The following is a 23962-nucleotide window of genomic DNA, read 5'->3' as shown; positions in this document are numbered from 1 at the left end:
CCGCGACCGACGACGTACCGTCCCCTGAACGGAGCGGCCGGTGGTCCCGCCACCGCCGGCGTACCGCAGAGGTCGAGCACCCGGCCTGCGGCGCCCGAGCCGGGTCCGCCCGGAGGCACCCCGTGGAGTCGAGATGACGACGCCTTCCCCCACCCTCGCCCGGCCGGCTCCTCCCGCGAGCCACCCGTCGGTCGCCGCTCCCCGGCCGGCACCGGCCGGCCGCCGCCTGGCCGGGCGGTACCGGTACGACCGGCGCACCGGCACCTGGACCTGGTCGCCCGAGATGTCCGCGCTGCTCGGGCTCGGCCGGGGCGGCTCGCACCCCTGCACCGAACTGCTGGTGCGGTCGCTGCACACCGCCGACCGCGCCCGGACGCTCGAGTCGATCGCCACCGCGTGCACCAGCGGGCTCCCCTTCGCCCTGCGCGTGCGGCTGTGCAGCCGCGGTGGCATCGAGCGCACCGCCGTCCTCGTCGGTGAACCGGTGGTCGACGCCGTCGGGACCGTCGACGCCCTCGAGGGCCTGTTCGTCGAGGTGCCCCCCGACGTCCACCGTGGCGCGCCGACCGCGCCCCCGGGCCGGGACGACGGCGACCTCGTGCAGGCGCTGGAGACCGAGGTGTCCCAGCTGCGCACCGCGATGAGCAGCCGGGCGGCGATCGAGCAGGCGAAGGGCATCCTCATGCTGCTCACCGGCTGCGGCGACCAGGTGGCCTTCGAGACGCTGGCGCACATCTCCAGCAACTGTCACCGCAAGGTGCGCGACGTCGCCGTGACGATCGTCGAGTCCGCCTGCGGCCGGGCGCCGCTGCCCGACGACATCCGCGGGCTGATCCGGGACGTGTGCCCGCCCACACCGCGGATGCACTGAGCCCGGATGCCCTGGGTCACAGCACCGGGGCCCGGGCGCACGGGAGAATGCCGCTGCCGCCGGCGCCCGCCGGCGGCCCCCCGACCCGAGAGGGGAAGCGCGGCGTGCTCTACCTCGTCGTCCGGTTCCTGCTGCGCCCGCTGTTCCGGATCGTGCTGCGCACGCACGTCACCGGGCGGCAGAACGTCCCGGCGACCGGCCCGTTCATCCTGGCCAGCAACCACCTGTCGTTCATCGACAGCATGGTCATCCCGCTCTCCGCCCCGCGCCGGGTCGGCTACCTGGCCAAGGCCGAGTACTTCACCGGGTCAGGCGTGACCGGCTGGCTCACCCGGACGCTGTTCACCGCGCTCGGGGCGCTGCCCGTCGAGCGGCAGACGCACCGGGCCGCGCAGGAGGCGCTCGACACCGCGCTGGGCGTGCTGCGGGAGGGCGGCGGCTTCGGCATCTACCCCGAGGGCACCCGGTCCCGGGACGGCCGGCTGGCCCGGGGCAAGACCGGGGTGGCCTGGCTGGCGCTGACCGCCGACTGCCCCGTGGTCCCGGTCGCGGTGGCCGGCACCGACAAGGTCCAGCCGGTCGGCTCGCGGTGGCCCCGCCCGCACAAGGTGTCGGTCACCTTCGGCAAGCCGCTGACGTTCGACGAGTACCGGGGCATGGCGGGCAACGGCCGGGCCCGGCGCGCGGTGACCGACCAGATCATGGAGGCCATCGCCGACCTCTCCGGTCAGGAGAAGTCCGGCTGGGGCCGGCCGAGCGAGGCCGCCTGAGCGGCCCTCAGGCGGCCAGCCGCGCCCGGACGTCGTCCGGCCAGGGGGTGGAGCGCCCGTCGGTGATGGCGACGTAGGTGGTCCGGACGACGCAGCACACCCGGTCGCCCACCCGCACGGTGAACCGCGCCGTCACGCTCGTGCGGCCCACCTGCTCGGTCTCGGCGTCCACCGTCACGGTGTCGCCCCAGCGGGCCGAGGCGGACCACTCCAGCGAGCTGGCCTTGACCAGCGGGTCGATGCGGCGCTCGACCAGCTCCTCCCAGGACAGGCCCATCGAGGCCCACCACCCGTTGGACGCCTCGTCGGCCCAGGTCAGGTAGTGGGCGTTGAAGACGACGCCCTGCTGGTCGCACTCGACGTACCGGACCGGGGCGCTCCACTGTGCGGGCACGGTGCTGCACGGTAGCCGGGATACCGTCGTCGGCATGGACGGCGTACTGGAGAGGTACCGCGACCCCTCGCAGCTGGTGCAGGACAAGGTCATCGACCACCTCGACCGCCACTGCCGGGCGTTCGTGGAGCTCGCACCGTTCGCGACGCTGTCCACGGCGTCCCCCGACGGCTGGCCGGACGTGTCGCCGCGCGGAGGTGACCCGGGCTTCGTGAAGGTGCTCGACCAGCACCGGCTGGCGCTGCCCGACCGGCCGGGCAACAACCGGGTGGACAGCCTGCGGAACGTGGCGGGCAACCCCCGGGTGGCGCTGCTGTTCCTCGTGCCGGGCATCGAGGAGACGCTGCGCGTCTACGGCACCGCCGAGCTGGCCGCGCCGGAGGACCTCGGGGTGGACCTCACCGAGTTCGGCCGCGCCCCGCGATCGGTCCTCGTGGTGACGGTGGCCCGGGCCTACTTCCAGTGCGCGAAGTCGGTGATGCGCTCGGGCCTCTGGGACCCGGCGCGGCAGGTCGAGCGCTCGGCGTTCGCCCCGATGCGCGAGGTCTTCGGCGACCACTGCCGGCTCACCACGCCGCTGCCCGACGACGCGGTCATGCGGGCGGGCCTGGCCGAGGAGCTCTGAGACCGTCGGTGGGCCGTCCTAGGGTGCGGCCATGGCGACCGACGTCCAGATCGTGATCGACAGCGCCGACCCGCACGGGCTGGCCGACTGGTGGGCCGAGGCGCTCGGCTGGCAGGTGGAGGCGCAGGAGGAGGCGTTCATCCGCCGGATGGTGGAGTCGGGCGCGGCGACCGAGGCCGACACCACCACCCACCGGGGCGCGCTGGTGTGGAAGACGGGGGCGGCGGTCACCTCGCCGGACCCGGGCCGGCCGCGGGTGCTCTTCCAGCTGGTCCCGGAGGCGAAGACGGTGAAGAACCGGGTGCACCTCGACCTGCACGTGGGACCCGAGCGCCGGGACGCCGAGGTGACGCGGCTGGTCGGCATGGGCGCGACCGAGCAGTACCGGGAGTCGCAGGGGCCGTTCACCTGGGCGACGCTCACCGACCCGGAGGGCAACGAGTTCTGCGTCGCCTAGTCGCCCCCTGCAGGGGCGCTCCGCGAGCGGTCGGGCAGGGGGTCCTTCGTCAGCTGGCACGGAGGTCCCGGGCGAGCTTGCGGTAGGCGACGGTGCGTTCCGCGAGCGCCCGCCGACGGTCCTGCCGGCTGCGCCGGTCGGTTCCGAGGTAGCGGGCGTCCTCCACCAGTTGGAAGGCCGCGAGCACGCTGGCCTTCACCTCACGGGGCCACGGTGCCGCGGGCAGGACCGGCTCGGCCGAGGTCATGGGAGACCCCCCTCTCCCGGGAGGGCCACTCCTGACCGCCCCGTGCGCTCATCGTTGCCCCCCCATCGGCAGTTCGAACCTTCTTCGTGACGGATTGGTACCTGTGTGTCACATGCGACGCATGGTGTTCACCACCGGCCCCCGCGCGGCCGCCCAACGGACGTTCCGTACCGTGCCGCCATGGCAGGTCCCGGGCTCGGCCGACGTCTCTCCGGACTGCTGCGCGCGACGCTGCAGCCGACCGCACGGGCGAGCCGGTCACCGGTCCGCCGGGCGGCGCCGGCAGCAGCGCCCGCACCCGGAGGCGTGCGGGATCTCACCGGCGGGCTGGCCGGCGTCGAGCTGGCCTACCGGCCGCAGGACGACGACCGGCCCGACCCCGGCGAGGTCGTCTGGGCCTGGGTGCCCTTCGACGAGGGCGACGGCCGGGGCAAGGACCGGCCGGTGCTGGTGATCGGGCGGCGCGGGGCCGACCTGGTCGGGCTGATGCTCTCCAGCCAGGACCACGACCGGGATGCCGCCGACGAGGCCCGGTTCGGCCGCGTGTGGATGGACGTCGGCACCGGTGCGTGGGACGCCCGAAGCCGGCCCAGCGAGGCCCGGCTGGACCGGCTCCTGCTGCTGCCGCCGGGCTCCGCCCGCCGCGAGGGCGCCGCGCTCGCGCGGGGGCGGTTCGACGAGGTCGTCGCCGCCGTCCGGTCGCAGCACGGCCGCTGACGACGGGCTCCGTCGGCCCACTCCGTCGACCCCCGATGCGGTCGACCGGACCGGCACCGGCGGGCCATGCTCCCCCGTGATGGACGCCGCCGAGGTCTTCTGGGCCCTGCACCGCGACCTGCCGCGGGAGGGGGTCGGCTCCGACGCGACCACCCGCAGGCTGCTCGACCTCGCCCGCCCGCTGCCACCGGAACCGCGGGTCCTCGACATCGGCTGCGGCCCCGGGCGGGCGTCCCTCGTCCTCGCCGGGTCCGGCGCCCGGGTCATCGCCCTGGACCTGCACGAGCCGTTCCTCCGCCGGGCGCGGACGGCGGCCGACGCGGCCGGGCTCGGCGACCGGATCGCCGTCGAGCGCGCGTCGATGACCGCGCTCCCCCACCCCGACGGCGCGTTCGACCTGCTGTGGTGCGAGGGCGCCGCCTACCTGATGGGGGTGGACGCGGCGATGCGCGAGTGGCGCCGGCTGCTCCCGGCCGGGGGTGTCCTGGTGCTCACCGACGCGGTGTGGACCACGGCTGCGCCGTCCCCGGAGGCCGCCGCGTTCTGGGCCGGGTACCCCGCGATGCGCGACGAGGCGGCGACCGTCGCCGCCGCCGACGCCGCGGGCTACGCCGTCCTCGCCACCCACCTGCTCCCGGACGCCGACTGGGAGGACGAGTACCACCGGCCGCTGGAGGCGGCCATCGACGCCTGGCCCGACCCCGACGAGGCGACGTCCGCCGCGCTGGCGGCCGTGCGCACCGAGATCGAGGTGCGCCGCGCCCACCCCGGCGAGTTCGGCTACGCCGGGGTCGTGCTGCGGCGCCGGTGACGGGTCAGTCGGCGACCGAGCGGTCCCGGACCGACGGGGAGGGCCGCACCGTGTACACACCGGCCGAGCCGCTCAGCGTGGTCAGGTCGTAGCGGTGCACCACCTTGGGGCCGCCGTGGAGGTGCACGTGGGTGATGGTGGGCAGCGGCTCACCGTGCCGGGCCTCGCGGATCTCCACCCGCCCGTCCAGCGGGCCACCCACGAACAGCAGGACGGCGTCTTGCGTGCCGGCGTCCGTGCCGGTCGTCTCCTCGGACAGCTCCCTCACCTCCCTGCACCCCGGGCCAGGGTAGGCGCGTCCCGGGACGGAGGGGGACCCCACGGACGGCCGGTCAGACCGTCGCCTTCGACCGCGACGCCAGCTCGGCCCGCACGATCGGGGCGACCTCGGTGCCCAGCAGCTCGATCGAGCGCAGCACCTCCCGGTGCGGTGCCGCGCCCAGCGAGGACTGCACGAGGAACCGGTCGTGACCGAAGACCTCGTGCTGGAACAGGATCTTCTCGGCCACCTGCTGGGGGCTGCCCACGACCACCGCGCCGTGCAGGCCGGCGAGCGCGTCGAAGTCCGCGCGGGTCATCGCGCCCCAGCCCCGCTCGCGGCCGAGCCGGGTCATGACCTCGGCGTAGGTGTCGTAGAAGCTGTCGGCGGCGGCCTGCGAGGTGTCGGCGACGAAGCCGTGCGAGTTGATCGAGACCGGCAGCGGACCGTGCCCGTACTGCGCCGCCGCCCGGCGGTGCAGCTGCGCGAGCGGCGCGAACCGGGCCGGCTCGCCGCCGATGATGGCCAGGGCCAGCGGGAGTCCGAGCGCTCCGGCGCGCACCACCGACTGCGGGTTGCCCCCGACCGCGACCCACACCGGCAGCGGGTCCTGCACCGGGCGGGGGAAGACCGGCTGGTCGACCAGTCCCGCGCGGTGCCGGCCGGACCAGGTCACCCTCGTCGAGTCGCGCAGCTGCAGCAGCAGGTCCAGCTTCTCGGCGAAGAGCTCGTCGTAGTCGTCGAGGTCGTACCCGAACAGCGGGAACGACTCGATGAACGAACCCCGCCCGGCCATGATCTCGGCCCGGCCGTGCGAGAGCAGGTCGACGGTGGCGAACTGCTGGAACACCCGCACCGGGTCCTCGGAGGAGAGCACGGTGACGGCGCTGGACAGCCGGATGCGGGAGGTGCGGACGGCGGCCGCGGCGAGCACGGTGGCCGGCGAGCTGACCGCGTAGTCGGGCCGGTGGTGCTCGCCGACGCCGAAGACGTCGAGGCCCACCTGGTCGGCGAGCGCGATCTCCTCCAGCAGGTTCGCCAGCCGCCGCTCCGGGCTGATCGTCGTCCCGGTGCGCGGGTCCGAGAGGACGTCGCCGAACGTGTAGACCCCGAGCTGCACTGCCACTCCCTCGCCGCCGACCAGTTGAACGCACAACGACCCACGGTCACCCGTGGATTCCCGTCAGGCCGAGCGGCGCAGCCACCGCGCCAGCAGCGGCGCGGACAGCAGCATCACGAACAGCCGCAGCACCTGGACGGCGAGGACGAAGGTGGCGTCCGCGCCGCCGTCGCGGGCCGTGGCCAGCACCGCGTAGAGGCCGCCCGGCGTGGTGGCGAGGTAGGCGTCGAGGGCGCTGGCCCCGGTCGTGGCGGTGAGCACGGCGCCCAGCCCGGCGCAGGCGGCGATCAGCCCGAGGATGATCGCCAGCGCGAGGGGCAGCGCCCGCCCGATGGTGCGCAGGCTGTCCCGGGTGAAGTTCAGCCCGACGGCCAGGCCGATCGCCAGGAACGCGGCCAGCTCGAGCGCCACCGGCACCTGCGCGCCGCCGGACAGCCCGCTCAGGTCGAGCCCGGCCGCGATCAGCATCGGCCCCAGCAGCGCCGGCACCGGGATCCGGAGCAGCCGGGCCAGGGGGATGCCGGCGAGCACGCTGACCGCGGCATACAGCAGTCCGGCCGGCCACCCGGGTCCGGCCTCGGCGACCGTCGTCCCGCCGGATCCCGGCTCGGCACCGAACAGCGCCGTCGCCACCACCGGCATGAGCACGACGATGATCAGCACCCGCAGGTACTGGAGGACGGCGACCATCCGGTCGTCGGCGCCCAGCTCGCGGGACATCGCGGTGATCCCGGACGCGCCCCCGGCGATCATCGCGAACGCGCCGGTGACCGGCGTGATCCCCGGCTGCAACCGCATGAGCAGCCCGGCCAGCACGGTCAGCGCCAGCGTGCCGACGACGACCAGGAGCACCGGCAGCCAGTCCCGGCCGATCGCGGCGAGGGTGTCGACGTCGACCAGAGCCCCGACGGAGACGCCGATGAGGGCCTGCGCCGCCATCATCCCCGGCCGCGGGACGACCAGCCGCCGGCGGCCGGCCAGGCCGCGCACCAGGCCGGCGAGCAGGCCGCCGAACAGCGAGGGCGAGGGCAGGTCGAGGGCGTCGAAGACCACCGTGGCCACGAGGGCGCCGGCGACGACGAGCACCCCGTCGACCAGCCGGGCGATCCGCCCCTCCCCGCCCACGCGCACCACTCTGCCGGGCGTCGTCCCGCGCAGGCGCACGCGGGTCGTTCAGGCGCCGGTGATCCGCCGCAGCTCCGCGACGTGCGCGTCGAACGCGGCCCGGCCGGCCCGGGTGAGGGCGAGGCTGGTGCGCAGCCGGGAGGCGCGGGTCGCCTTGCGCACCGTCACGTAGCCCGCCTCCTCCAGCTGCCGGACGTGCTTGGAGAGGACCGAGTCGCTCACGCCGACCTCGTCCCGCACCGCGGCGAAGTCCATCGTGTCGACGGCGGCGAGCAGGCCGCAGATCTGCAGCCGCGGCGGCGGGTGGATGACCGCGTCGAAGCGCGGGGCGACCGCGGTCACGCCTGGCCCCGGAGCTCGGCGACGTAGATCCGGGTCCACCACCGGCTGGTCAGGGCGACACCCACCCCGAGGACGATCCCCGCCACCACCATCGCGCCGCGGATCCCGAGGAGGAACTCGGCCAGGGCGCCACCGGCGAACACGACCGCGTAGAGGACCGTTAACGCCCGGATCGCCTTCCGCGTCGGTCCCGGGCGGTGGCCGCTCAGCCACAGCCCGGTGCGCCGCTGGTAGACCGCCACCAGGCCGAGGCACCCGGCCATGAAGAGCACGAGCGCGACCGTGATCCAGACGGCGCTGCGCGTGGCGTAGGAGCTGATGAACCCGGCCATCAGCACCCCGAGGGCGACGTCGTACCACCAGGGCTGCACCACCCGGTCGGCGAGCGCGGCGCGGCGGTCCGCGAGGGCGGCCAGGTCTGCCCGGGCGGCGGCGGTGTCGAGCGCCTCGTTGCTTTCCACATCGGAAAGTGTGACCCGCCACTTTCCGATCCGTCAAGTGACGCGGCCGCGGCACCTCGCGCGCGGCGGCGGCGGGCCCGCTGCGATCCTGGAGCGGATCGCCCCCGCGCCACCGACGTCGCGGCTCGTGCCCCGCCTCCCCGAGGAGATCCGCTGAGCACCGACCCGACCCGGCTCCGTCGCGCGGAGCCGACGTGAACGCGACCCCCGTCGACCCCGCCAGCGGGGTGGTCTACCCCGTCGGTCTGCGCCTGTTCGACCGGCTCGTGGTCGTCGTCGGCGGGGGGCAGGTGGCCCACCGGCGCGTCGCCGGACTGCTGGAGGCGCGCGCCCGGGTGACCGTCGTCAGCCCGGACGTGACGCCCGCACTGGAGGCCCTGGTCGAGCCCGGGTCGGTGACGTGGGTGCGCCGCCGGTACCGGACCGGTGACCTGGACGGCGCCTGGTACGCGGTGGCCGCCACCGACGACCCCGCGGTCAACGCCGCGGTCACCGCCGAGGCCGAGCGGTCGCGGGTGTTCTGCGCCCGCGCCGACGACCGCTCGGCGTCCAGCGCCTGGACCCCGGCCGTGGGCCGTCTGGGCGACCTCGTCGTCGGCGTGCACGGCGGCGGGGACCCGCAGCGCTCGGTGGGTGTCCGCGACGCGGTCGTCGCCGGGCTCACCGACGGCACCATCCGCGACGTGGCCGGTCGCACGCCGGCCGGCGGGCACCGCGGCGGCGTCGTGCTCGTCGGCGGCGGGCCGGGCGACCCCGGCCTGGTCACCGTCAGGGGGCAGCAGGCGGTGGCGCAGGCCGACGTCGTGGTCGCCGACCACCTCGCGCCGCAGTTCCTGCTGGCCTCGCTGCCGTCCGACGTCCTGGTCATCGACGCCTCGAAGCTGCCCCGCGGCCGCTCCATGGCGCAGGAGGAGATCAACGAGCTGCTGGTCGAGCACGCCCGGGCCGGGAAGCGGGTGGTGCGGCTCAAGGGCGGCGACCCGTTCGTCTTCGGCCGGGGCATGGAGGAGGTGGAGGCCTGCGTCGCCGCCGGCGTGCCGGTCGAGGTGGTGCCCGGGGTGACCAGCGCGATCGGCGTCCCCGCACTGGCCGGCATCCCGGTCACCCACCGCGGGCTGACCCACGAGTTCGTCGTCGTCTCCGGCCACGTGCCCCCCGGCCACCCGGCCTCGCTGGTCGACTGGCCGGCGCTGGGGCGGCTGCGCGGCACCCTGGTCGTGCTCATGGGCGTGGACACCGCGCCGGCCATCGCCGCGGCGCTGGTGCAGCACGGGCGCCCCGCCGACACCCCGGTCGCCGTCATCGCCGACGGGTCGACCGCGACCCAGCGCACCGTGCGCACCACCCTGGCCGGGCTGGCGCAGGCCCTGGCCGACGAGGAGATCCGGCCGCCGGCGGTCTGGGTCGCCGGCGAGGTCGTCGGCCTCGCGGCCGCCCTCAGGCGCTGAGCACGCGCGACCGCAGCTCCCGCACCGCGGCAACGGGGTCGTCGGCGGAGAAGGCCACGGTGGCCACCGGCCGGGGCTGCCCGGCCACCTGAACCGGCGGGTCGAACCGCAGCTCGACGTCGGTGTCCCCCATGAAGGAGACGGCCAGCCGGTCGCCCTCGAGGACCGTGGTGCGGCGGTGGCCGCCCCGGTGGCGCCGTCCGGCGGACACCAACGACGCCAGCGGCACGACGATCCGGTCGGAGTGGGCGAAGCGCAGCACCAGCTGGTCGCGCTGGAGCAGGTGGGGGTTCTGGGCCAGCGCGAGCACGAACCCGGCGAACCACACGAGCGCGCACACGCCCACGCCGAACAGCAGCCAGCGGACCACGGGCCACGGGGTGATGACGTGGACGACGACGACCTCGAGCACCCCGAGGACGGCGAGCACGGGGACGACCGGGCCGGTGCGCCCGGCGTAGGAGATCGCCACGTCACCCGGACCGACGTCCCGCCGGTGCCGCACGCCCCGCCACAGGGCCCTGAGGATCCCGGCCTGCGACCGCAACACCTGGCGCATCGTCCCGATCCCGTCCGAAGCACTTGTCGTGCAGATGTAGCAGTTCTACTGTCTCGACCGCACCAGCGCTACGAGGAGGTGGCGATGTCCGTCGAACCGGACACCGACCCGGTCGTGCAGGTCCGGGGCCTGCGGATGGCCTACGGCCCGCACGAGGTCCTGACCGGCGTGGACCTCGCCGTCCACCGCGGCGAGGTGGTCTGCCTGCTCGGGCCCAACGGCGCCGGCAAGACGACGACGATCGAGGTCCTCGAGGGCTTCCGGCTGCCGTCGGCCGGGGAGGTCCGGGTGCTCGGCACCGATCCGGCGCGCGCCGGCCACGAGTGGCGGGCCCGCGTCGGCGTCGTCCTGCAGTCCTGGCGCGACCACGCCCGGTGGACACCGCGCAAGCTGCTCACCCAGCTCGGCGGCTTCTACCGGCCCTACGCGACGCCGGAGCACCCCCGGCCCCACGACGTCGACTGGCTGCTGGACACCGTGGGCCTCGGCGACGACGCCGACCGGAAGATCGCCACGCTCTCGGGCGGGCGGCGACGCCGGCTGGACGTCGCCGTCGGCATCATCGGCCGGCCCGAGCTGCTGTTCCTCGACGAGCCCACCGCCGGCTTCGACCCGCAGGCGCGCCGCGACTTCCACGACCTCGTGCACCGGCTGTCGGACCTGGAGGGCACGAGCATCCTGCTCACCACGCACGACCTCGCCGAGGCCGAGCGGCTGGCCGACCGCATCCTCATCCTCGCCGGCGGGCGGATCGTCGCCGACGGCAGCGCCGAGCAGCTGACCCGGCAGGTGGCCGGCACCAGCGAGGTGCGGTGGACCTGCCGCGGCGAGCGCTTCGTGCACGCGACCGACGACGCCACGCCGTTCGTCCGGCAGCTGTTCGAACAGCACGGCGACGAGGTCGCCGACCTCGAGGTGCACCGCGCCGGCCTCGAGGACACCTACATCGCCATGGTCGCCCGGCACGAGTCCGGCGGCCGCACCGAGCTCGTGGAGGTGGCCCGGTGACCGGCAGCACCCCGTACGCCGTCCGGCTCGGCGTCCAGCGGGGCTGGACGGAGTTCCTGCTCAGCCTGCGCAGCCCCCAGGACCAGGGCTTCTACCTGCTCACCGGGCTGGCCACCCTGCTCTACCTGTGGTTCAACCGCGACACCGAGGTCGAGGGGACGTCGCTGCTCTACCCCTCGGTCGCGCTCCCGAGCATCCTGGCCGCCCTCGCCGCGTTCGGCGTGGTCATCGGCCCGGCCTTCGCGCTGGCCATGGAGCGCGAGGACGGCACCCTGCTGCGGCACAAGGCGCTGCCGCACGGCATGGAGGGCTACGTCACCGGCCAGGTGGTCTACCACTCCCTCGGCCTGCTGCCGATGCTCCTGGTCATCCTTCTTCCCAGCGCGCTGCTGTTCGAGGACGTCATGCCCAGCGGGCTCGGCGGGTGGCTCACCGTCGCCTGGGTGCTCGCGCTCGGCCTGCTGGCCACGTTGCCGCTCGGGATGATCCTGGGCTCGGTGGTGCCGGGCACCCAGAAGGTCGGCACCTGGGGGATGCTGCCGGTCATCGTGGTCACCGCGATCTCCGGCATCTTCTTCCCGATCCAGGCGCTGTGGGGCTGGGTGCAGGTGGTGGCGCAGGCCTTCCCGGTCTACTGGATCGGCCTGGGGATGCGCTCGGCCTTCCTGCCGGACGCGGCGGCCGCGAGCGAGCTCGGCGGCTCCTGGCGCACCGGCCAGGTGGTGCTCGTGCTGGCCGCGTGGGCCATCGCCGGACTGCTCCTGACGCCGGTGGTGCTCCGGCGGATGGCCCGCCGGCAGTCCGGCTCCCAGGTCGCCGCGGCCCGTGACGCGGCCCTGCAGTGGGTGCGGTGAGCGCCGACCGGGGCGGGGACGCGGTCTACAACCGGATCGCGCTGCTGCGGGCCGAGCAGGGCGTGACCCGCCGGGAACTGGCCGACGCCCTCGGCGTGCACTACCAGACCGTGGGCTACCTGGAGCGCGGCGAGTACAACCCCAGCCTGTACCTGGCCCTGCGCATCGCCGAGTTCTTCGGGCTGCCGGTGGAGGTGGTCTTCTCGACCACCCCGTTCCCGAGGATCAGCGACGCCGCCCGGTCGTCGTCCGAGGCGAGCTGAGGGGAACCAGACTTCCTCTGAGCACTGCCGGCCCCCTGCAGGGCCCCGCCGCGAGCTCGTGAGCGGTGGGGGGCAGGGGGTCCTCTGTCAGATGTTGGCGCCGTCCGGCGGCGGCTCGTCGGGCAGCGGCGCGGCGAAGCCCGCCCCGTCGGAGGCCGGCGGGGTCATGCCGACGGTGTAGGCGGTCATCGACAGCGAGCCGTAGGCGTACCCGTCGACCAGCACGTCCGCGGTCGTGCCGGTCGCCCCGGCCACCCCGGCGAGGTAGAGCAGCGGCAGGAAGTGGTCCGGCGTCGGGACGGCGAGGTCGTAGTCGCGGTGCCCGTCGAGCCTGGCCACCTCGGTGGGGTCGAGCTGCATGAGCTCGCGCGCCTCCTCGTCGAACCGGCGCGCCCAGTCGAAGCCGGCGTCGGGCAGCGCCCGGCTGACCCCGCCGAGGTTGTGGACGACGTTGCCGCTGCCGATCACCAGCACGCCGTCCTCCCGCAGCGGCGCCAGCGACGCGCCCAGCTGCAGGTGGTAGTCGAACCCCTTGAGCGCGTTGATCGACAGCTGCACGACGGGGATGTCGGCGTCGGGGAAGGCGTGCCGCAGCACCGACCAGGTGCCGTGGTCGATGCCCCAGCTGTCGACGTCGGCGCCGACCCACGTGGGGCGGACGACGTCGGCGATCTCCTCGTACAGCTCCGGCAGGCCCGGCGCGTCGTAGCGGACGTCGAACAGCTCCCGGGGGAACCCGAAGAAGTCGTGGATGGTCCGCGGGCTGGGCATCGCCGTCACCGCGGTCGCGTGCACGTACCAGTGCGCCGAGACCACGAGGATCGCCCGCGGCCGTGGCACCGATCGGCCGAACGCCCTCCACGCCTGCGTGTAGCGGTTCTCCTCGAGGGCGTTCATCGGGTTGCCGTGACCGATGAACGCGGCGGGCATGACCGGCATGCGGCCCCTCCCCTCGTCGACAGCGACCCGCCGATCATCTCCCGCCCCCCTGCCGGAAGCGAGACCGCGCGGGTCACCATGCGCGCGGTGCGGGTCAGCCCGCGTTCGACGTCGGCGGGACCCGCCGCAGCGTCGGCGACAGCCAGCGCGCCCCGGGCCCCTCCCAGCCGGCGACGTCCCCGGGGTTCGACAGCCGGCAGCGGGTCAGCGACAGGCAGCCGCAGCCGATGCAGGACGACAGCCCGTCCCGCAGCTGGACCAGGGCCGCGATCTGCTCGTCGAGCCGGTCCCGCCAGCCCTGCGAGAGCCGGGCCCAGTCCCGGGCCGACGGCGTCCGGCCCTCGGGCAGCGCCGCCAGCGCGTCCCGGATCTCCGGGAGGGACAGCCCCACGTTCTGCGCCGCCCGGATGAACGCCAGCCGGCGCAGCACGCTGCGCGGGAACCGGCGGGCTCCCCCGGCGGTGCGGGACGCCGTCACCAGGCCCTGCGCCTCGTAGTACCGCAACGCCGACGCCGCGACGCCCGAGCGCTCGGCCACCTGGCCGATGGTCAGCAGGTCCGTCATCGCGCCTCCTCGCCCTGAAGTGAACTCGAACGCTTGACCTCAAGTCAACTAGAGGTTGCACGGTGGCGTCATGAGCACCCCGACCGCGCTCGTCACCGGAGCGTCCCGCGGCCTCGGCGCCGCCCTCACCGAGGCCCTCGACCGGCGTGGCTGGCGGCTGGTCGTCGACGGCCGCGACCCCGACCGGCTCGCCGCCACCGTCGCCGCCCTCCCCCGGCCGGACCTCGTCACCGCGATCCCGGGGGACGTCGCCGACCCGGCCCACCGGGCGGCCCTCGCCGCCGCCGTCCCCGACCGCCTCGACCTGCTGGTCAACAACGCCAGCGACCTCGGCCCCACCCCGCTGCCCCGGCTGGCCGACCTCCCGCCGGAGGCGCTGGCACGGGTCCTCGCGGTCAACACCGTCGCGCCGCTGGCGCTGCTGCAGGCGGTGCTCCCCGCGCTCGAGCGGGCCGGGGGCCGGGTGCTCGACATCAGCAGCGACGCCGCCGTCGAGGCCCACCCGGGCTGGGGCGGGTACGGCGCGAGCAAGGCCGCCCTCGACCAGCTGACCGCCGTCCTCGCCGTCGAGCTCCCGGACCTGCGGGTCTACGCCGTCGACCCGGGCGACATGGCCACCGACATGCACCGGGCGGCCGATCCCGACGCCACCGGCCTGCCGGACCCGCGGACCGTCGTCCCCGCGCTGCTCCGGCTGGTCGACGGCGACCTGCCCAGCGGCCGCTACCGCGCCGCCGACCTCGCGGTGGAGGTGTCCCGGTGAGCACCCTCGCCATGGGCAGCGAGGCAACCGCACCGCCGGAGCGGCGCGGCGTGGCCCGCGACGGCGTCCGGCTGATGGTGGTCCGGCCGGACCGGATCGGGCACGCCGTCTTCCGCGACCTCCCCGACCTGCTGACGCCCGGCGACCTCGTCGTGGTGAACACCTCGGCGACGCTGCCGGCGCGGCTCGACGTCCGGCGCGCCGACGGCACCCTGGCCCCGCTGCACGTGTCGACCGCGCTGGACGACGGCGACTGGGTGGTCGAGCTGCGCCGTCCGGACAACGACGGGCCCGACCGCGGCGTGGAGCCCGGCACCGAGCTGGCCCTCCCCGGCGGGGTCCGGCTCCGGATGCTCGCCGGCTTCCCCGACCCGGCCCGGCCCTCGCGGCTGTGGCGTGCACGGCCGGAGCCGGAGGTGGCCGCCGCCGCGCACCTGCAGCGGCACGGCAGCCCGATCCGCTACGGCTACCTCGGCGCCGCCGTCCCGCTGTCGGACGCGCAGAACGTCTACGCCACCGAGCCCGGCAGCGCAGAGAACGCCAGCGCCGGGCGGCCGTTCACCGAGCGGCTGCTGGTGCGGCTCATGGCCCGCGGGGTGCCCGTCGTGCCGGTCGTGCTGCACGCCGGCGTCTCCAGCCCCGAGCTGCACGAACCGCCGGCGCCGGAGCGGTTCGCCGTCCCGGAGGGAACCGCGCGCCTGGTGACCGGCACCCGGGCGGCCGGCCGCCGGGTCGTCGCCGTCGGGACGACCGTCACCCGGGCCCTGGAGACCGCGACCGGCGAGGACGGCGTCACGCGGGCCGCCGCGGGCTGGACCGACCTGGTGCTCGGCCCGGAGCGCCCGGCCCGCGCGGTCACCGGCCTGGTGACGGGGCTGCACGCCCCCGACGCCAGCCACCTGCTGCTGCTGGAGGCGGTCGCCGGCCGCCGGCTGGTGGAGGAGGCCTACGCCGCCGCGGTGGCCGGCGGGTACCTCTGGCACGAGTTCGGCGACACGATGCTGTTCCTGCCCTGACGGTCAGGAGAGGCGGGCGGCGGCCCCTTCGAGCAGCGCCAGCCGCTCGGCGGCGGGGCGGCGCGGGCAGGAGGTGCACAGCTGCTGGCCGGGCAGCCGGTACAGCTGGCAGCACGACACCCGCCGGACGAAGCGGACGCCGCCGACGTCCACGTACCGCGGCGCGGGCAGCGGGCCCCCGACGGCCGCCGCGAGCGGGCCGGCCGGCGCCGTCGCCCGCTCCACCTCGCCCAGCGCCCGGCCCAGGGCCAGCAGCCGCTCGGCCAGCGCGTCGGCGGCCACCGCCCACAGCGGCCGCGGCCGCATCCCCCCGGCCGCGGCGACCGCCCCCACCACCGCCGTCAGCGTCGACCGCAGCTCGGCGGCGAGGTCCCCGCCCGCCGCGGCGGAGGTGGCCGCCACGAGCAGGCCCCCGGGCCGCGCCGACAGCGCGAGGTCGGCCAGCCGCGCCGACAGCGGCCGGCCGGTGACCAGCCCGGCCAGCGGCGGGGTGAGCAGCACCGTCGAGGCCGAGTACCACCAGACGGTCGCCAGCACCCACCGGTCCCCGCCCCGGTGCCGCACCCGGAGCTCGGCCAGGCGGGCCGCGGTCCAGTCCGGGTCGGCGAGCAGCGCCGCGGGGACGACCTGCGCGGACGCCGGTGCCAGCAGGCCGAGCGCGGCCGCTCCGGGCACCCGCGCGACCACCTGCGCCTGCGGCTGTCCGGTCACCGGCCCAGTCTCGTCCGCGGGCGGGCGCCCGGGGCAGACGAAGACCGGCCCGGGCCCATACGGTGTGGCGGGGAGCACGTCGCGTCGTCGCGACGCCGAGAACGGGAGGAACCCGCATGAGCGAGTCGACCGAGGTGGAGGGCCGGCGGTTCCCGGTGCCGGAGCAGCTGGCCGGGCAGGCCAACGCGGGTCCCGACGTCTACGAGCAGGCGTCGCGCGACCGGCTGGCGTTCTGGGCCCAGCAGGCCGAGCGGCTCAGCTGGAGCCGGAGGTGGGACGAGGTCCTCGACTGGTCCAACCCGCCGTTCGCCAAGTGGTTCGTCGGCGGCAAGCTCAACGTCGCCTACAACTGCGTCGACCGGCACGTGGAGGCCGGCCACGGCGAGCAGGTCGCCTACCACTGGGAGGGCGAGCCCGGCGACACCCGCACCATCACCTACGCGCAACTCAAGGACGAGGTCTGCAAGGCGGCCAACGCCCTCACCGAGCTCGGCGTGCAGGCCGGTGACCGGGTCGCCATCTACATGCCGATGATCCCGGAGACGGTGATCGCGATGCTCGCCTGCGCCCGGATCGGCGCGGTGCACATGGTGGTCTTCGGCGGCTTCTCCGCCGACGCGCTGGCCAGCCGGATCACCGACGCCGGCGCGCAGGTGGTGATCACCTCCGACGGCGGCTACCGGCGCGGCGCCCCCAGCGCGCTCAAGCCCGCCGTCGACGACGCCGTCGGCCGGGTGGAGGGCGTGCGGCACGTGCTCGTCGTGCGGCGCACCGAGCAGGACGTGGCGTGGACCGAGGGCCGCGACCTGTGGTGGCACGACGTGGTCGAGCGCCAGTCCGCCGAGCACACCCCCGAGTCGTTCGACGCCGAGCACCCGCTCTACATCATGTACACGTCGGGGACGACGGCGAAGCCGAAGGGCATCCTGCACACCAGCGGCGGCTACCTCGCGCAGGTCGCCTACACCCACTGGGCCACCTTCGACCTCAAGCCCGACACCGATGTCTACTGGACCGCCGCCGACGTCGGGTGGGTCACCGGCCACAGCTACATCGTCTACGGGCCGCTGGCCAACCGGGCCACCTCGGTCATGTACGAGGGGACGCCGGAGACCCCGCACCGCGGTCGCTGGTTCGAGCTGATCCAGAAGTACGGCGTGACGATCCTGTACACCGCGCCGACGGTGATCCGCACCTTCATGAAGTGGGGCGAGGACATCCCGGCCGGGTTCGACCTGTCCAGCCTGCGGCTGCTCGGGTCGGTGGGCGAGCCGATCAACCCCGAGGCCTGGCTCTGGTACCACGAGCACATCGGCGGCGGCCGCTGCCCGATCGTGGACACCTGGTGGCAGACCGAGACCGGCGCGCACATGATCACCCCGCTGCCCGGCGTCACGAATCTCAAGCCCGGCTCGGCGCAGACGCCGTTCCCCGGCATCTCGGCCAAGGTCGTCGACGACGAGGGCAACGAGCTCGGCGACGACACCACCGGCCTGCTGGTGCTCACCGAGCCCTGGCCGTCGATGCTGCGCACCATCTGGGGCGACGACGACCGCTACGTCGACACCTACTGGTCGAGGTTCGGCAAGGACGTCTACTTCGCCGGGGACGGCGCCAAGAAGGACGCCGACGGCGACATCTGGCTGCTCGGCCGGGTGGACGACGTCATGAACGTCTCCGGCCACCGGATCTCGACCACCGAGGTGGAGTCCTCCCTGGTCGCGCACCCGGCGGTGGCCGAGGCGGCGGTCGTCGGCGCCAGCGACCCCACCACCGGCCAGGGCATCGTCGCCTTCGTCATCCTGCGCGGAACGGCCGAGGACTCCGGCGACGACCTCGTCCAGACGCTGCGCACCCACGTGGCCAAGGACATCGGCCCGATCGCCAAGCCCCGCCAGATCATGGTGGTGCAGGAGCTGCCGAAGACCCGCTCGGGCAAGATCATGCGGCGGCTGCTGCGCGACGTGGCCGAGAACCGCGAGCTGGGCGACGTCACCACGCTCACCGACTCCTCGGTGATGAACCTGATCAAGGACAAGCTGCCGACGTCGTCCTCCGAGGACTGAACCGGGCAAAGGAAGCTCTACCCACGTCCAGCGCCCTCCGACGTGGGTAGAGCTTCCTTTGCCTCGCGCGGCGGTCGGGCTCCGCGGCGTCTCCGTTCGGGGGACGCGAGGACGCGCTCCCGGCGATCATGAGGCACGATCACCCCAACCCGCGTCCGCGCGGGGGACGTCCGACAGCCCAGCTCAGGAGGGAGCCCTCGTGGCCCACAGCGCATCGTCGACCCCGGCCCAGGGCCGGCCCGCCGGCGCGGAGGAGCCCTCGATCGGCGTGCTCGTGCAGAGCGCCATGGCCGACGTGTCCACGCTGATCCGCAGCGAGATCGAGTTGGCCAAGGCCGAGGTCGGGAAGTCGGCGAAGAAGGCCGGCATCGGCGTCGGCGCGTTCGGCGCCGCCGGTGTCCTGCTCGGCATCTCCCTGGTCTTCCTCTTCATCACCATCGCCGAGTTCCTCACCTGGCTGGGCCTCCAGCGCTGGATCTCCTACCTGATCGTCTGGGCGTTCTACGTCCTGCTCGCCGCGATCGCCGCCCTGGTCGGCCGCGCGCAGCTCAAGAAGATCGAGAAGCCGGAGCGGACGCTCGAGACGCTGCGCGAGCTGCCCGAGGTCGTGCGCCGCGAGGCCCCCGGCGAGCGCCGCCGCGAGGTCCCGACGGTGGCCAACGGCCGGGTGCAGCTGCGCGGCAGCGACAACTACACCGTCTGACCGGGCCCACCGGCCCGGGCCCGCGCCGGTGAGCGCCCCCGAGGACGAGCCGCCGGACGCCACCAGCGTCCTGCTGCCCGGTCCCTGGACCCACCGCGACATCTCCGCCAACGGCGTCCGGCTGCACGTCGCCGAGGCGGGCGACGGTCCGCTGGTGCTGCTGCTGCACGGCTTCCCCGAGTTCTGGTGGAGCTGGCGGGCCCAGCTGCCCGCGCTGGCCGCGGCCGGCTTCCACGCCGTCGCCCCCGACCTGCGCGGCTACGGGGGCAGCGACAAGCCGCCACGCGGATACGACCTGCCGACGGCGGCCTCCGACGTCGCCGCCCTGGTGCGCGCCCTGGGCGAGCGGGACGCCGTCGTCGTCGGGCACGACTGGGGTGGGCTGGTGGCCTGGTCGGTGGCCGCCCTGCACCCGCGCAGCGTGCGCCGGCTGGCCGTGCTGTCGATGGCCCACCCCCGGCAGCTGCGGGCGGCGCTGCGGGACCGCACCCAGCGTCGGGCCCTCCGGCACGTGGTCGGCTTCCAGCTGCCCCGGCTGCCCGAGCGGCGCCTGACCCGTGCCGACGACGACCCGGTGGCCGAGCTGATGCGCCGCTGGGCCGGCCCCGACTGGACCTCCACCGTCGACTTCGCGCAGGCCGTGGAGCGCTACCGCTCGGCCGCCCGCATCCCGCAGGCCGCCTACGGGTCGATGGAGTACTTCCGCTGGGCCGGGCGCTCTCAGCTGCGCCCCGACGGGTGGCGCTACGCCCGCCGGATGGCCGCCCCGGTGACCGCACCGACGCTGCAGCTGCACGGCGACCTGGACCGCTGCGTCCTGCCGTCGTCCGCCCGCGGCTCGGGCCGCTACGTGGCCGGCGCCTACCAGTGGCGGGAGCTGCCCGGGGTGGGGCACTTCCCGCACGAGGAGACCGCCGACGAGGTCAGCCGCACCCTGGTCGCCTGGGCCGCCGGCTGATCCTGTCGATCCGGCCCGGACTCGTGGGTCGGACGGTGGCCCCCCTGCAGGGGCCCGCCGCGAGCTCGCGAGCGGTGGGGGGCAGGGGGGTCCTCTTAATCGCAAGCTCGGGGCGGCGCCCTGGACGGAGGCTCACTCGCAGGCGCCGGTGGACGCCGCCGCGGTGGCGGTCTGACCCAGCCGGGCGGCGTCCTCGACCTCGTCGAGGGTCAGCGCGTAGCCGGTCTGCGGGTCGTCGATCGCGGAGGCGAAGACGACGCCCAGGACCTGGCCCTGGGTGTCGAACAGCGGTCCGCCCGAGTTGCCCGACCGCACGTCGCCGAACAGGGCGTAGACGTCGCGGACGACGGTCGTGGTGTCGCGGAAGTCCGGGCCGCTGATGTCGCCGCGGTCACGCACCCGCGCCGCCCCGATGAACAGGTCCCCGCCGCCGGGGTAGCCCATGATGATCGCGTCGTCGCCGGACTCGGCGTCCTCGGCCGCGAAGGTCAGCGGGACCTGCGGCAGCCCCGGGACGGCGAGCACCGCGATGTCGGTCGCCTCGTCGACGTACACCGGCGTGGCCTCGTACTCCTCGCCCTCGGCGGAGACGACGACGTCGGTGACGCCGGCCAGCACGTGCGCGTTGGTCATCACCCGCTGCGGGGCGTAGACGAAGCCCGAGCCGTCGATCTGCCGCGAGCAGGACGGCGCCACCCCGCTGATCTGGACCACCGAGCCCTGCACCGAGGTCACCACCGGACCGGCCGCCAGGGTGGGGTCCGGCGAGGGGACGTCGGGGACGTCGGTGGGGGTGAGCGGGTCGAGGACGTCGGGCAGGCCGCGCCGGTCGATCGCCTCCCGGAGGGAGTCGTAGACCGACCGGACGCTCTCGGGCACGCTCCGGTCGACCGCCTGCACCAGCGCCGACTGCCGCACCTGCCCGGCGACCTGCGGGAACGGCGCGGTCGCGAGCGGGGTGGCCACCATCCAGGCGACCAGCAGCACCGCCGCCGCCGAGAGGACCGCCCCGGCCACGGCGTCGACGATCTTCACCGGCTCCCAGGTGATCTTGCGGCGCACCGCCCGCCCGACCGCCCCGGCCAGCACCTGCCCCAGCAGCGCCCCGGCGAGGACGACGACCAGCGCGGCGAACACCCGGGTCACCGGCGAACCGTCGACGCGGTCGGCGACCGGGCCCGACAGCTGGGCGCCGAGCACGGCCCCGCCGAAGAAGCCGAAGAACGACGCTGCGGAGACGATCAGCCCCTGGCGGAAGCCGGAGAACGCGAACGACAGGGCCAGGACGATGAGGACGAGGTCGACGATCGACACGGCTCAGCCCTGCACCGTCATCGTGCCGGTCTGGCCCAGCTGGAGGTGGAAGGTGCAGTCGAAGAGGTAGTCGCCGGGCGCGCCCACGTCGAACTCGATGGTGCGGCTCTCCCCCGGCTGCAGCAGCGGGATCTCCTCGGCGATCGGCTGGGGCAGCGCCTCGGGCCGGAACCGCAGGTTGTGCACCATCTGCTCGGCGGCGTTCTCGACGGTCAGCCGCACCCGGCCCGGGGCGACGGTGAAGGTGGCGGGCACGAAGACGTAGTCGTCCTGCGTCCGCAGGGTGACCTCCTGGACGCCGTCGGCTGCCGTGGTGACGGTGCCCGGTGCGGTGCCCTCCGGTGCGGCCGATGCGGGCGCCGCCTCCTCGCCGCACCCGGCCAGAACGCCGGCCAGCACCACCGCGGCGACCAGCGCCCCGCCCCGTCGCCGCACTCCCTGCCCCCTCATCGCGGGGGAACCGTACGCGTCGGAGGGCCGTCCGGTGGTGGGTCGGCGACCGTCGGCGCGGCGGCCTCCTCCTCCTCGGCCGGCTCGAAGGTGCCCGGCAGCCGGGGCCGCCGCACGCCGAGCGCCGGCAGTGACCGCACGTCGTCGGTGTCCCAGGGGCGGGCCAGTCCCGCGGCCTCGAGGATCGCGTCGAGCAGGGCCGCGGTGAACCCCCAGACCACCATGCCGGCCACCCCGAACGCCGGGCCGACGTAGCCCGACGGGTGCCGGGTGCGGAACCGGTTGGCCGGGTCGGCGAGGTCGGCCAGCGGCACCCGGGCGACCCGGGCGACCTCCCGGGGGTCGCCGACGGTCACGTCCCGCGGGTCGTCCCACCACCCCACCACCGGAACCACGAGGTTGTCCGACGGGCCGAGGAACAGCTCGGGCAGGGTGGCCAGCACCCGCACGCCGTCGGGGTCGATGCCGGCCTCCTCCTCGGCCTCCCGCAGCGCGGTGCCCACCGGGTACTCGTCGCCGGGGTCGACGCCGCCGCCGGGGAAGGCCGGCTGGCCGGCGTGCGTGCGCAGGTGCGCGGACTTCTCGATGAGCAGCACGTCGGCCCCGCGCGGGCCCTTGCCGAAGAGGATGAGCACCGCCGAGCGGCGGGCGGTCGCCGTCGGCCGGGGCATGCGGTGCTGCAGCGGCAGGTCCGCGCCGGCGTCGAGCAGCCGGTGCAGGTACTCCGGCAGGTCGTCGTCCGCCGGCGCCGTCACAGCGCCACCCCGAGGTGCTCGGCGACCAGGCCGCGCAGCTCCTCGTAGGAGGTGACCGGGCGCAGCTGCAGGTGGGCGATCGAGCCGTCGGCGCGCAGGAGATAGGTGTAGGGCAGCCCGCGCAGGCCCTGCTCGATGGCCAGCTCGCCCTCCTCGTCCACGCCGGTCGGCATCGTGATGCCCGCATCGGCGGCGAAGGAGAGCCCGTTGCTCGCGGGGTCCTGGCTGACCAGCCCGACGACGCGCAGCCGGTCGCCGGCGGCGTCGGCCAGCTGCTGCACCAGGGGCAGCTCCTCCCGGCAGGGCCCGCACCAGCTAGCCCAGAGGTTGACGACGGTGGGCACGCCCTGGGCCCGGCCGAAGGCGAGCCGGCCGCCGCCGAGGCAGTCCACGGTCACGTCGGCCAGAACCTCGCCGCCGGCGGCCGGCTCGACGGGCTGGGGCTCGCACGGCGCGGTGGTGTTCTCCACGGCGGGCTCGACGGGGCCCGCGGCACCGTCCGGGCCGTCGCCGGCGCCGCACCCGGCGAGCGCCGCGACGAGGAGGGCGGCGCCCACCACGCGGCCGCGGGCGGTCATTCGGTGTCGGAGGCGGCCGGCGTCTTCACCAGCGTCAGCGCGACCTCCGGGTCGGTGGGGCCGATGCCGTAGGAGGGGCACCAGCGGGCCAGGCCGCACGCCCCGCAGGCCGCCTTCTTGGCGTGGCAGACCCGCCGGCCGTGGAAGATCACCCGGTGGCTGAACATCGTCCACTCCCGCTTGGGGATCAGCTCGGCGATCTCGGCCTCGACCTTGACCGGGTCCTCCTCGGCGGTCCAGCCGAAGCGCCGGACCAGCCGGCCGAAGTGGGTGTCGACGGTCAGCCCCGGGACGTCGAAGGCGTTGCCGAGGACGACGTTGGCCGTCTTGCGCCCGACCCCCGGCAGCGTTACCAGGTCGGCCATGCGGCCCGGCACCTCGCCGTCGAACCGCTCGACCAGCGCGCGGGCCAGGCCGAGGGCCGAGTTGGCCTTGGCACGGAAGAAGCCGGTGGGCTTGAGGATCTCCTCCAGGTCGGCCCGGTCGGCGCCGGCGAGGGCGGGGGCGTCGGGGTACTTGGCGAACAGCACCGGGGTGACGCGGTTGACCATCTTGTCGGTGGTCTGCGCCGACAGGACGGTGGCGACCAGCAGCTCGAAGGCGTTGGTGAAGTCCAGCTCGCAGTGCGCGTCGGGGTGGATCTCGGCCAGCTCGCGCGCCATCCGCCGTGCCCTGCGGGTGCGGGCCAGCGGGGTCTCCTCCGGGTCGAACGGCGAGCCGCCACGGGCGGCGGCACGGCGCGCGTGCGGGGGGACCGGGCGTGCGTAGGCGGGCGAGGACACGCGGTCGAGGGTAGGCGGACCCGCTGACGGG

Annotated in this window: 31 protein-coding genes; 15 read left to right on the top strand and 16 right to left on the bottom strand. The window is 75.2% G+C overall.

What is annotated here, in order from left to right:
- The first annotated feature begins 133 nt into the window (after positions 1-133).
- The gene (locus tag MY520_RS00980) at positions 134-871 is read left to right on the top strand and encodes an ANTAR domain-containing protein (RefSeq protein ID WP_436689175.1); all 738 of its coding nucleotides are present in this window, start codon (positions 134-136) and stop codon (positions 869-871) included.
- Positions 872-975: 104 nt separating this feature from the next.
- Positions 976-1641 (top strand): lysophospholipid acyltransferase family protein, encoded by a 666-nt coding sequence (locus MY520_RS00975; protein ID WP_436689173.1) that lies wholly within the window; start codon positions 976-978, stop codon positions 1639-1641.
- Positions 1642-1648: 7 nt separating this feature from the next.
- Here the strand turns inward: MY520_RS00975 and MY520_RS00970 are convergent, their stop codons facing one another.
- A complete protein-coding gene (locus tag MY520_RS00970; protein ID WP_436689171.1) occupies positions 1649-2035 on the bottom strand; it encodes an acyl-CoA thioesterase in 387 nt (128 codons plus the stop codon).
- Between the two features lie 34 nt (positions 2036-2069).
- Between MY520_RS00970 and MY520_RS00965 the strand changes: the two genes are divergently transcribed.
- Positions 2070-2660 carry an MSMEG_1061 family FMN-dependent PPOX-type flavoprotein gene (locus MY520_RS00965; RefSeq protein ID WP_436689169.1) on the top strand — a complete coding sequence of 197 codons (591 nt, stop codon included), beginning with the start codon at positions 2070-2072 and terminating at the stop codon, positions 2658-2660.
- A 31-nt stretch (positions 2661-2691) separates the two neighbouring features.
- Complete coding sequence (locus tag MY520_RS00960; protein WP_436689167.1) at positions 2692-3117, top strand: VOC family protein; 426 nt, start codon at positions 2692-2694, stop codon at positions 3115-3117.
- 49 nt (positions 3118-3166) lie between these two features.
- Here the strand turns inward: MY520_RS00960 and MY520_RS00955 are convergent, their stop codons facing one another.
- Entirely contained in the window at positions 3167-3364 is a 198-nt protein-coding gene (locus tag MY520_RS00955) for a hypothetical protein (RefSeq protein ID WP_436689165.1), read from the bottom strand.
- 180 nt (positions 3365-3544) lie between these two features.
- Here MY520_RS00955 and MY520_RS00950 point away from each other — a divergent pair, with 180 nt between their 5' ends.
- Together MY520_RS00950 and MY520_RS00945 are read left to right on the top strand one after the other, a co-directional pair.
- On the top strand, positions 3545-4081 hold the full coding sequence (locus MY520_RS00950; RefSeq protein ID WP_436689163.1) for a type II toxin-antitoxin system PemK/MazF family toxin: 537 nt from the start codon (positions 3545-3547) through the stop codon (positions 4079-4081).
- Positions 4082-4160: 79 nt separating this feature from the next.
- Entirely contained in the window at positions 4161-4892 is a 732-nt protein-coding gene (locus MY520_RS00945) for a class I SAM-dependent methyltransferase (RefSeq protein ID WP_436689161.1), read from the top strand.
- A gap of 4 nt (positions 4893-4896) precedes the next feature.
- On the opposite strand, the gene MY520_RS00940 is transcribed toward MY520_RS00945, so the two are convergent.
- The 5 genes from MY520_RS00940 to MY520_RS00920 all read right to left on the bottom strand — a co-directional run bounded on the left by MY520_RS00940 (position 4897) and on the right by MY520_RS00920 (position 8199).
- Entirely contained in the window at positions 4897-5160 is a 264-nt protein-coding gene (locus MY520_RS00940) for a hypothetical protein (protein WP_436689159.1), read from the bottom strand.
- A 64-nt stretch (positions 5161-5224) separates the two neighbouring features.
- Positions 5225-6271 (bottom strand): LLM class flavin-dependent oxidoreductase, encoded by a 1047-nt coding sequence (locus MY520_RS00935; protein ID WP_436689157.1) that lies wholly within the window; start codon positions 6269-6271, stop codon positions 5225-5227.
- A 63-nt stretch (positions 6272-6334) separates the two neighbouring features.
- On the bottom strand, positions 6335-7396 hold the full coding sequence (locus MY520_RS00930; protein ID WP_436689155.1) for an AbrB family transcriptional regulator: 1062 nt from the start codon (positions 7394-7396) through the stop codon (positions 6335-6337).
- Between the two features lie 48 nt (positions 7397-7444).
- The gene (locus tag MY520_RS00925; protein WP_436689153.1) at positions 7445-7738 is read right to left on the bottom strand and encodes a transcriptional regulator; all 294 of its coding nucleotides are present in this window, start codon (positions 7736-7738) and stop codon (positions 7445-7447) included.
- Entirely contained in the window at positions 7735-8199 is a 465-nt protein-coding gene (locus MY520_RS00920) for a hypothetical protein (RefSeq protein ID WP_436689151.1), read from the bottom strand. Before MY520_RS00920 ends, MY520_RS00925 begins: the two co-directional genes overlap by 4 nt.
- 194 nt (positions 8200-8393) lie before the next feature.
- On the opposite strand from MY520_RS00920, the gene cobA reads away from it, so the two are divergent.
- Positions 8394-9647 (top strand): uroporphyrinogen-III C-methyltransferase, encoded by a 1254-nt coding sequence (gene cobA, locus MY520_RS00915; protein WP_436689149.1) that lies wholly within the window; start codon positions 8394-8396, stop codon positions 9645-9647.
- Here cobA and MY520_RS00910 read toward each other — a convergent pair.
- Complete coding sequence (locus MY520_RS00910) at positions 9637-10197, bottom strand: hypothetical protein (protein WP_436689147.1); 561 nt, start codon at positions 10195-10197, stop codon at positions 9637-9639. The genes cobA and MY520_RS00910 overlap by 11 nt on opposite strands.
- A 93-nt stretch (positions 10198-10290) precedes the next feature.
- Here MY520_RS00910 and MY520_RS00905 point away from each other — a divergent pair, with 93 nt between their 5' ends.
- The 3 genes from MY520_RS00905 to MY520_RS00895 are packed head-to-tail and all read left to right on the top strand — an operon-like array spanning position 10291 to position 12331.
- Positions 10291-11214, top strand: a complete 924-nt coding sequence (locus MY520_RS00905; RefSeq protein ID WP_436689146.1) for an ABC transporter ATP-binding protein — start codon at positions 10291-10293, stop codon at positions 11212-11214.
- Positions 11211-12068, top strand: coding sequence for an ABC transporter permease (locus MY520_RS00900; RefSeq protein ID WP_436689144.1), 858 nt, complete (start codon positions 11211-11213; stop codon positions 12066-12068). The genes MY520_RS00905 and MY520_RS00900 overlap by 4 nt, the downstream gene beginning before the upstream one ends.
- Positions 12065-12331: a helix-turn-helix transcriptional regulator gene (locus MY520_RS00895; protein ID WP_436689142.1), complete on the top strand. Its 267-nt coding sequence runs from the start codon at positions 12065-12067 to the stop codon at positions 12329-12331. The genes MY520_RS00900 and MY520_RS00895 overlap by 4 nt, the downstream gene beginning before the upstream one ends.
- Before the next feature lie 87 nt (positions 12332-12418).
- Here the strand turns inward: MY520_RS00895 and ygiD are convergent, their stop codons facing one another.
- Both ygiD and soxR read right to left on the bottom strand, forming a co-directional pair.
- Positions 12419-13270, bottom strand: a complete 852-nt coding sequence (gene ygiD, locus MY520_RS00890) for a 4,5-DOPA dioxygenase extradiol (protein ID WP_436689140.1) — start codon at positions 13268-13270, stop codon at positions 12419-12421.
- 94 nt (positions 13271-13364) lie between these two features.
- Positions 13365-13835: a redox-sensitive transcriptional activator SoxR gene (gene soxR / locus MY520_RS00885; RefSeq protein ID WP_436689138.1), complete on the bottom strand. Its 471-nt coding sequence runs from the start codon at positions 13833-13835 to the stop codon at positions 13365-13367.
- Positions 13836-13905: 70 nt separating this feature from the next.
- Here soxR and MY520_RS00880 point away from each other — a divergent pair, with 70 nt between their 5' ends.
- Positions 13906-14598 carry an SDR family NAD(P)-dependent oxidoreductase gene (locus MY520_RS00880; RefSeq protein ID WP_436689136.1) on the top strand — a complete coding sequence of 231 codons (693 nt, stop codon included), beginning with the start codon at positions 13906-13908 and terminating at the stop codon, positions 14596-14598.
- Positions 14595-15614, top strand: a complete 1020-nt coding sequence (locus tag MY520_RS00875; RefSeq protein WP_436689135.1) for an S-adenosylmethionine:tRNA ribosyltransferase-isomerase — start codon at positions 14595-14597, stop codon at positions 15612-15614. The genes MY520_RS00880 and MY520_RS00875 overlap by 4 nt, the downstream gene beginning before the upstream one ends.
- A 3-nt stretch (positions 15615-15617) precedes the next feature.
- Here MY520_RS00875 and MY520_RS00870 read toward each other — a convergent pair whose 3' ends face one another.
- Positions 15618-16325 (bottom strand): (2Fe-2S)-binding protein, encoded by a 708-nt coding sequence (locus tag MY520_RS00870; RefSeq protein WP_436689133.1) that lies wholly within the window; start codon positions 16323-16325, stop codon positions 15618-15620.
- Positions 16326-16441: 116 nt separating this feature from the next.
- Here MY520_RS00870 and acs point away from each other — a divergent pair, with 116 nt between their 5' ends.
- The 3 genes from acs to MY520_RS00855 all read left to right on the top strand — a co-directional run bounded on the left by acs (position 16442) and on the right by MY520_RS00855 (position 20052).
- Positions 16442-18391 carry an acetate--CoA ligase gene (gene acs / locus MY520_RS00865; RefSeq protein WP_436689131.1) on the top strand — a complete coding sequence of 650 codons (1950 nt, stop codon included), beginning with the start codon at positions 16442-16444 and terminating at the stop codon, positions 18389-18391.
- A gap of 199 nt (positions 18392-18590) precedes the next feature.
- Positions 18591-19094: a phage holin family protein gene (locus MY520_RS00860; RefSeq protein WP_436689129.1), complete on the top strand. Its 504-nt coding sequence runs from the start codon at positions 18591-18593 to the stop codon at positions 19092-19094.
- A 28-nt stretch (positions 19095-19122) separates the two neighbouring features.
- Complete coding sequence (locus MY520_RS00855; protein WP_436689127.1) at positions 19123-20052, top strand: alpha/beta fold hydrolase; 930 nt, start codon at positions 19123-19125, stop codon at positions 20050-20052.
- A gap of 132 nt (positions 20053-20184) precedes the next feature.
- On the opposite strand, the gene MY520_RS00850 is transcribed toward MY520_RS00855, so the two are convergent.
- From MY520_RS00850 to nth, 5 genes are read right to left on the bottom strand one after another with little or no spacing between them, the layout of a single operon-like run.
- Entirely contained in the window at positions 20185-21366 is a 1182-nt protein-coding gene (locus MY520_RS00850; RefSeq protein ID WP_436689125.1) for a MarP family serine protease, read from the bottom strand.
- Between the two features lie 3 nt (positions 21367-21369).
- Positions 21370-21816 (bottom strand): plastocyanin/azurin family copper-binding protein, encoded by a 447-nt coding sequence (locus MY520_RS00845; RefSeq protein ID WP_436689123.1) that lies wholly within the window; start codon positions 21814-21816, stop codon positions 21370-21372.
- Complete coding sequence (locus tag MY520_RS00840) at positions 21813-22571, bottom strand: NUDIX hydrolase (protein ID WP_436689121.1); 759 nt, start codon at positions 22569-22571, stop codon at positions 21813-21815. The genes MY520_RS00845 and MY520_RS00840 overlap by 4 nt, the downstream gene beginning before the upstream one ends.
- The gene (locus tag MY520_RS00835; RefSeq protein WP_436689119.1) at positions 22568-23149 is read right to left on the bottom strand and encodes a TlpA family protein disulfide reductase; all 582 of its coding nucleotides are present in this window, start codon (positions 23147-23149) and stop codon (positions 22568-22570) included. Before MY520_RS00835 ends, MY520_RS00840 begins: the two co-directional genes overlap by 4 nt.
- Entirely contained in the window at positions 23146-23931 is a 786-nt protein-coding gene (gene nth, locus MY520_RS00830) for an endonuclease III (RefSeq protein ID WP_436689117.1), read from the bottom strand. Before nth ends, MY520_RS00835 begins: the two co-directional genes overlap by 4 nt.
- Positions 23932-23962 lie beyond the last annotated feature (31 nt).

Source organism: Geodermatophilus sp. CPCC 205506, assembly GCF_051383635.1.
Taxonomy (GTDB): Bacteria; Actinomycetota; Actinomycetes; order Mycobacteriales; family Geodermatophilaceae; genus Geodermatophilus.
Note: the sequence above shows the minus strand (reverse complement) of the source record. Positions and strands in the feature narration are given on the sequence as shown.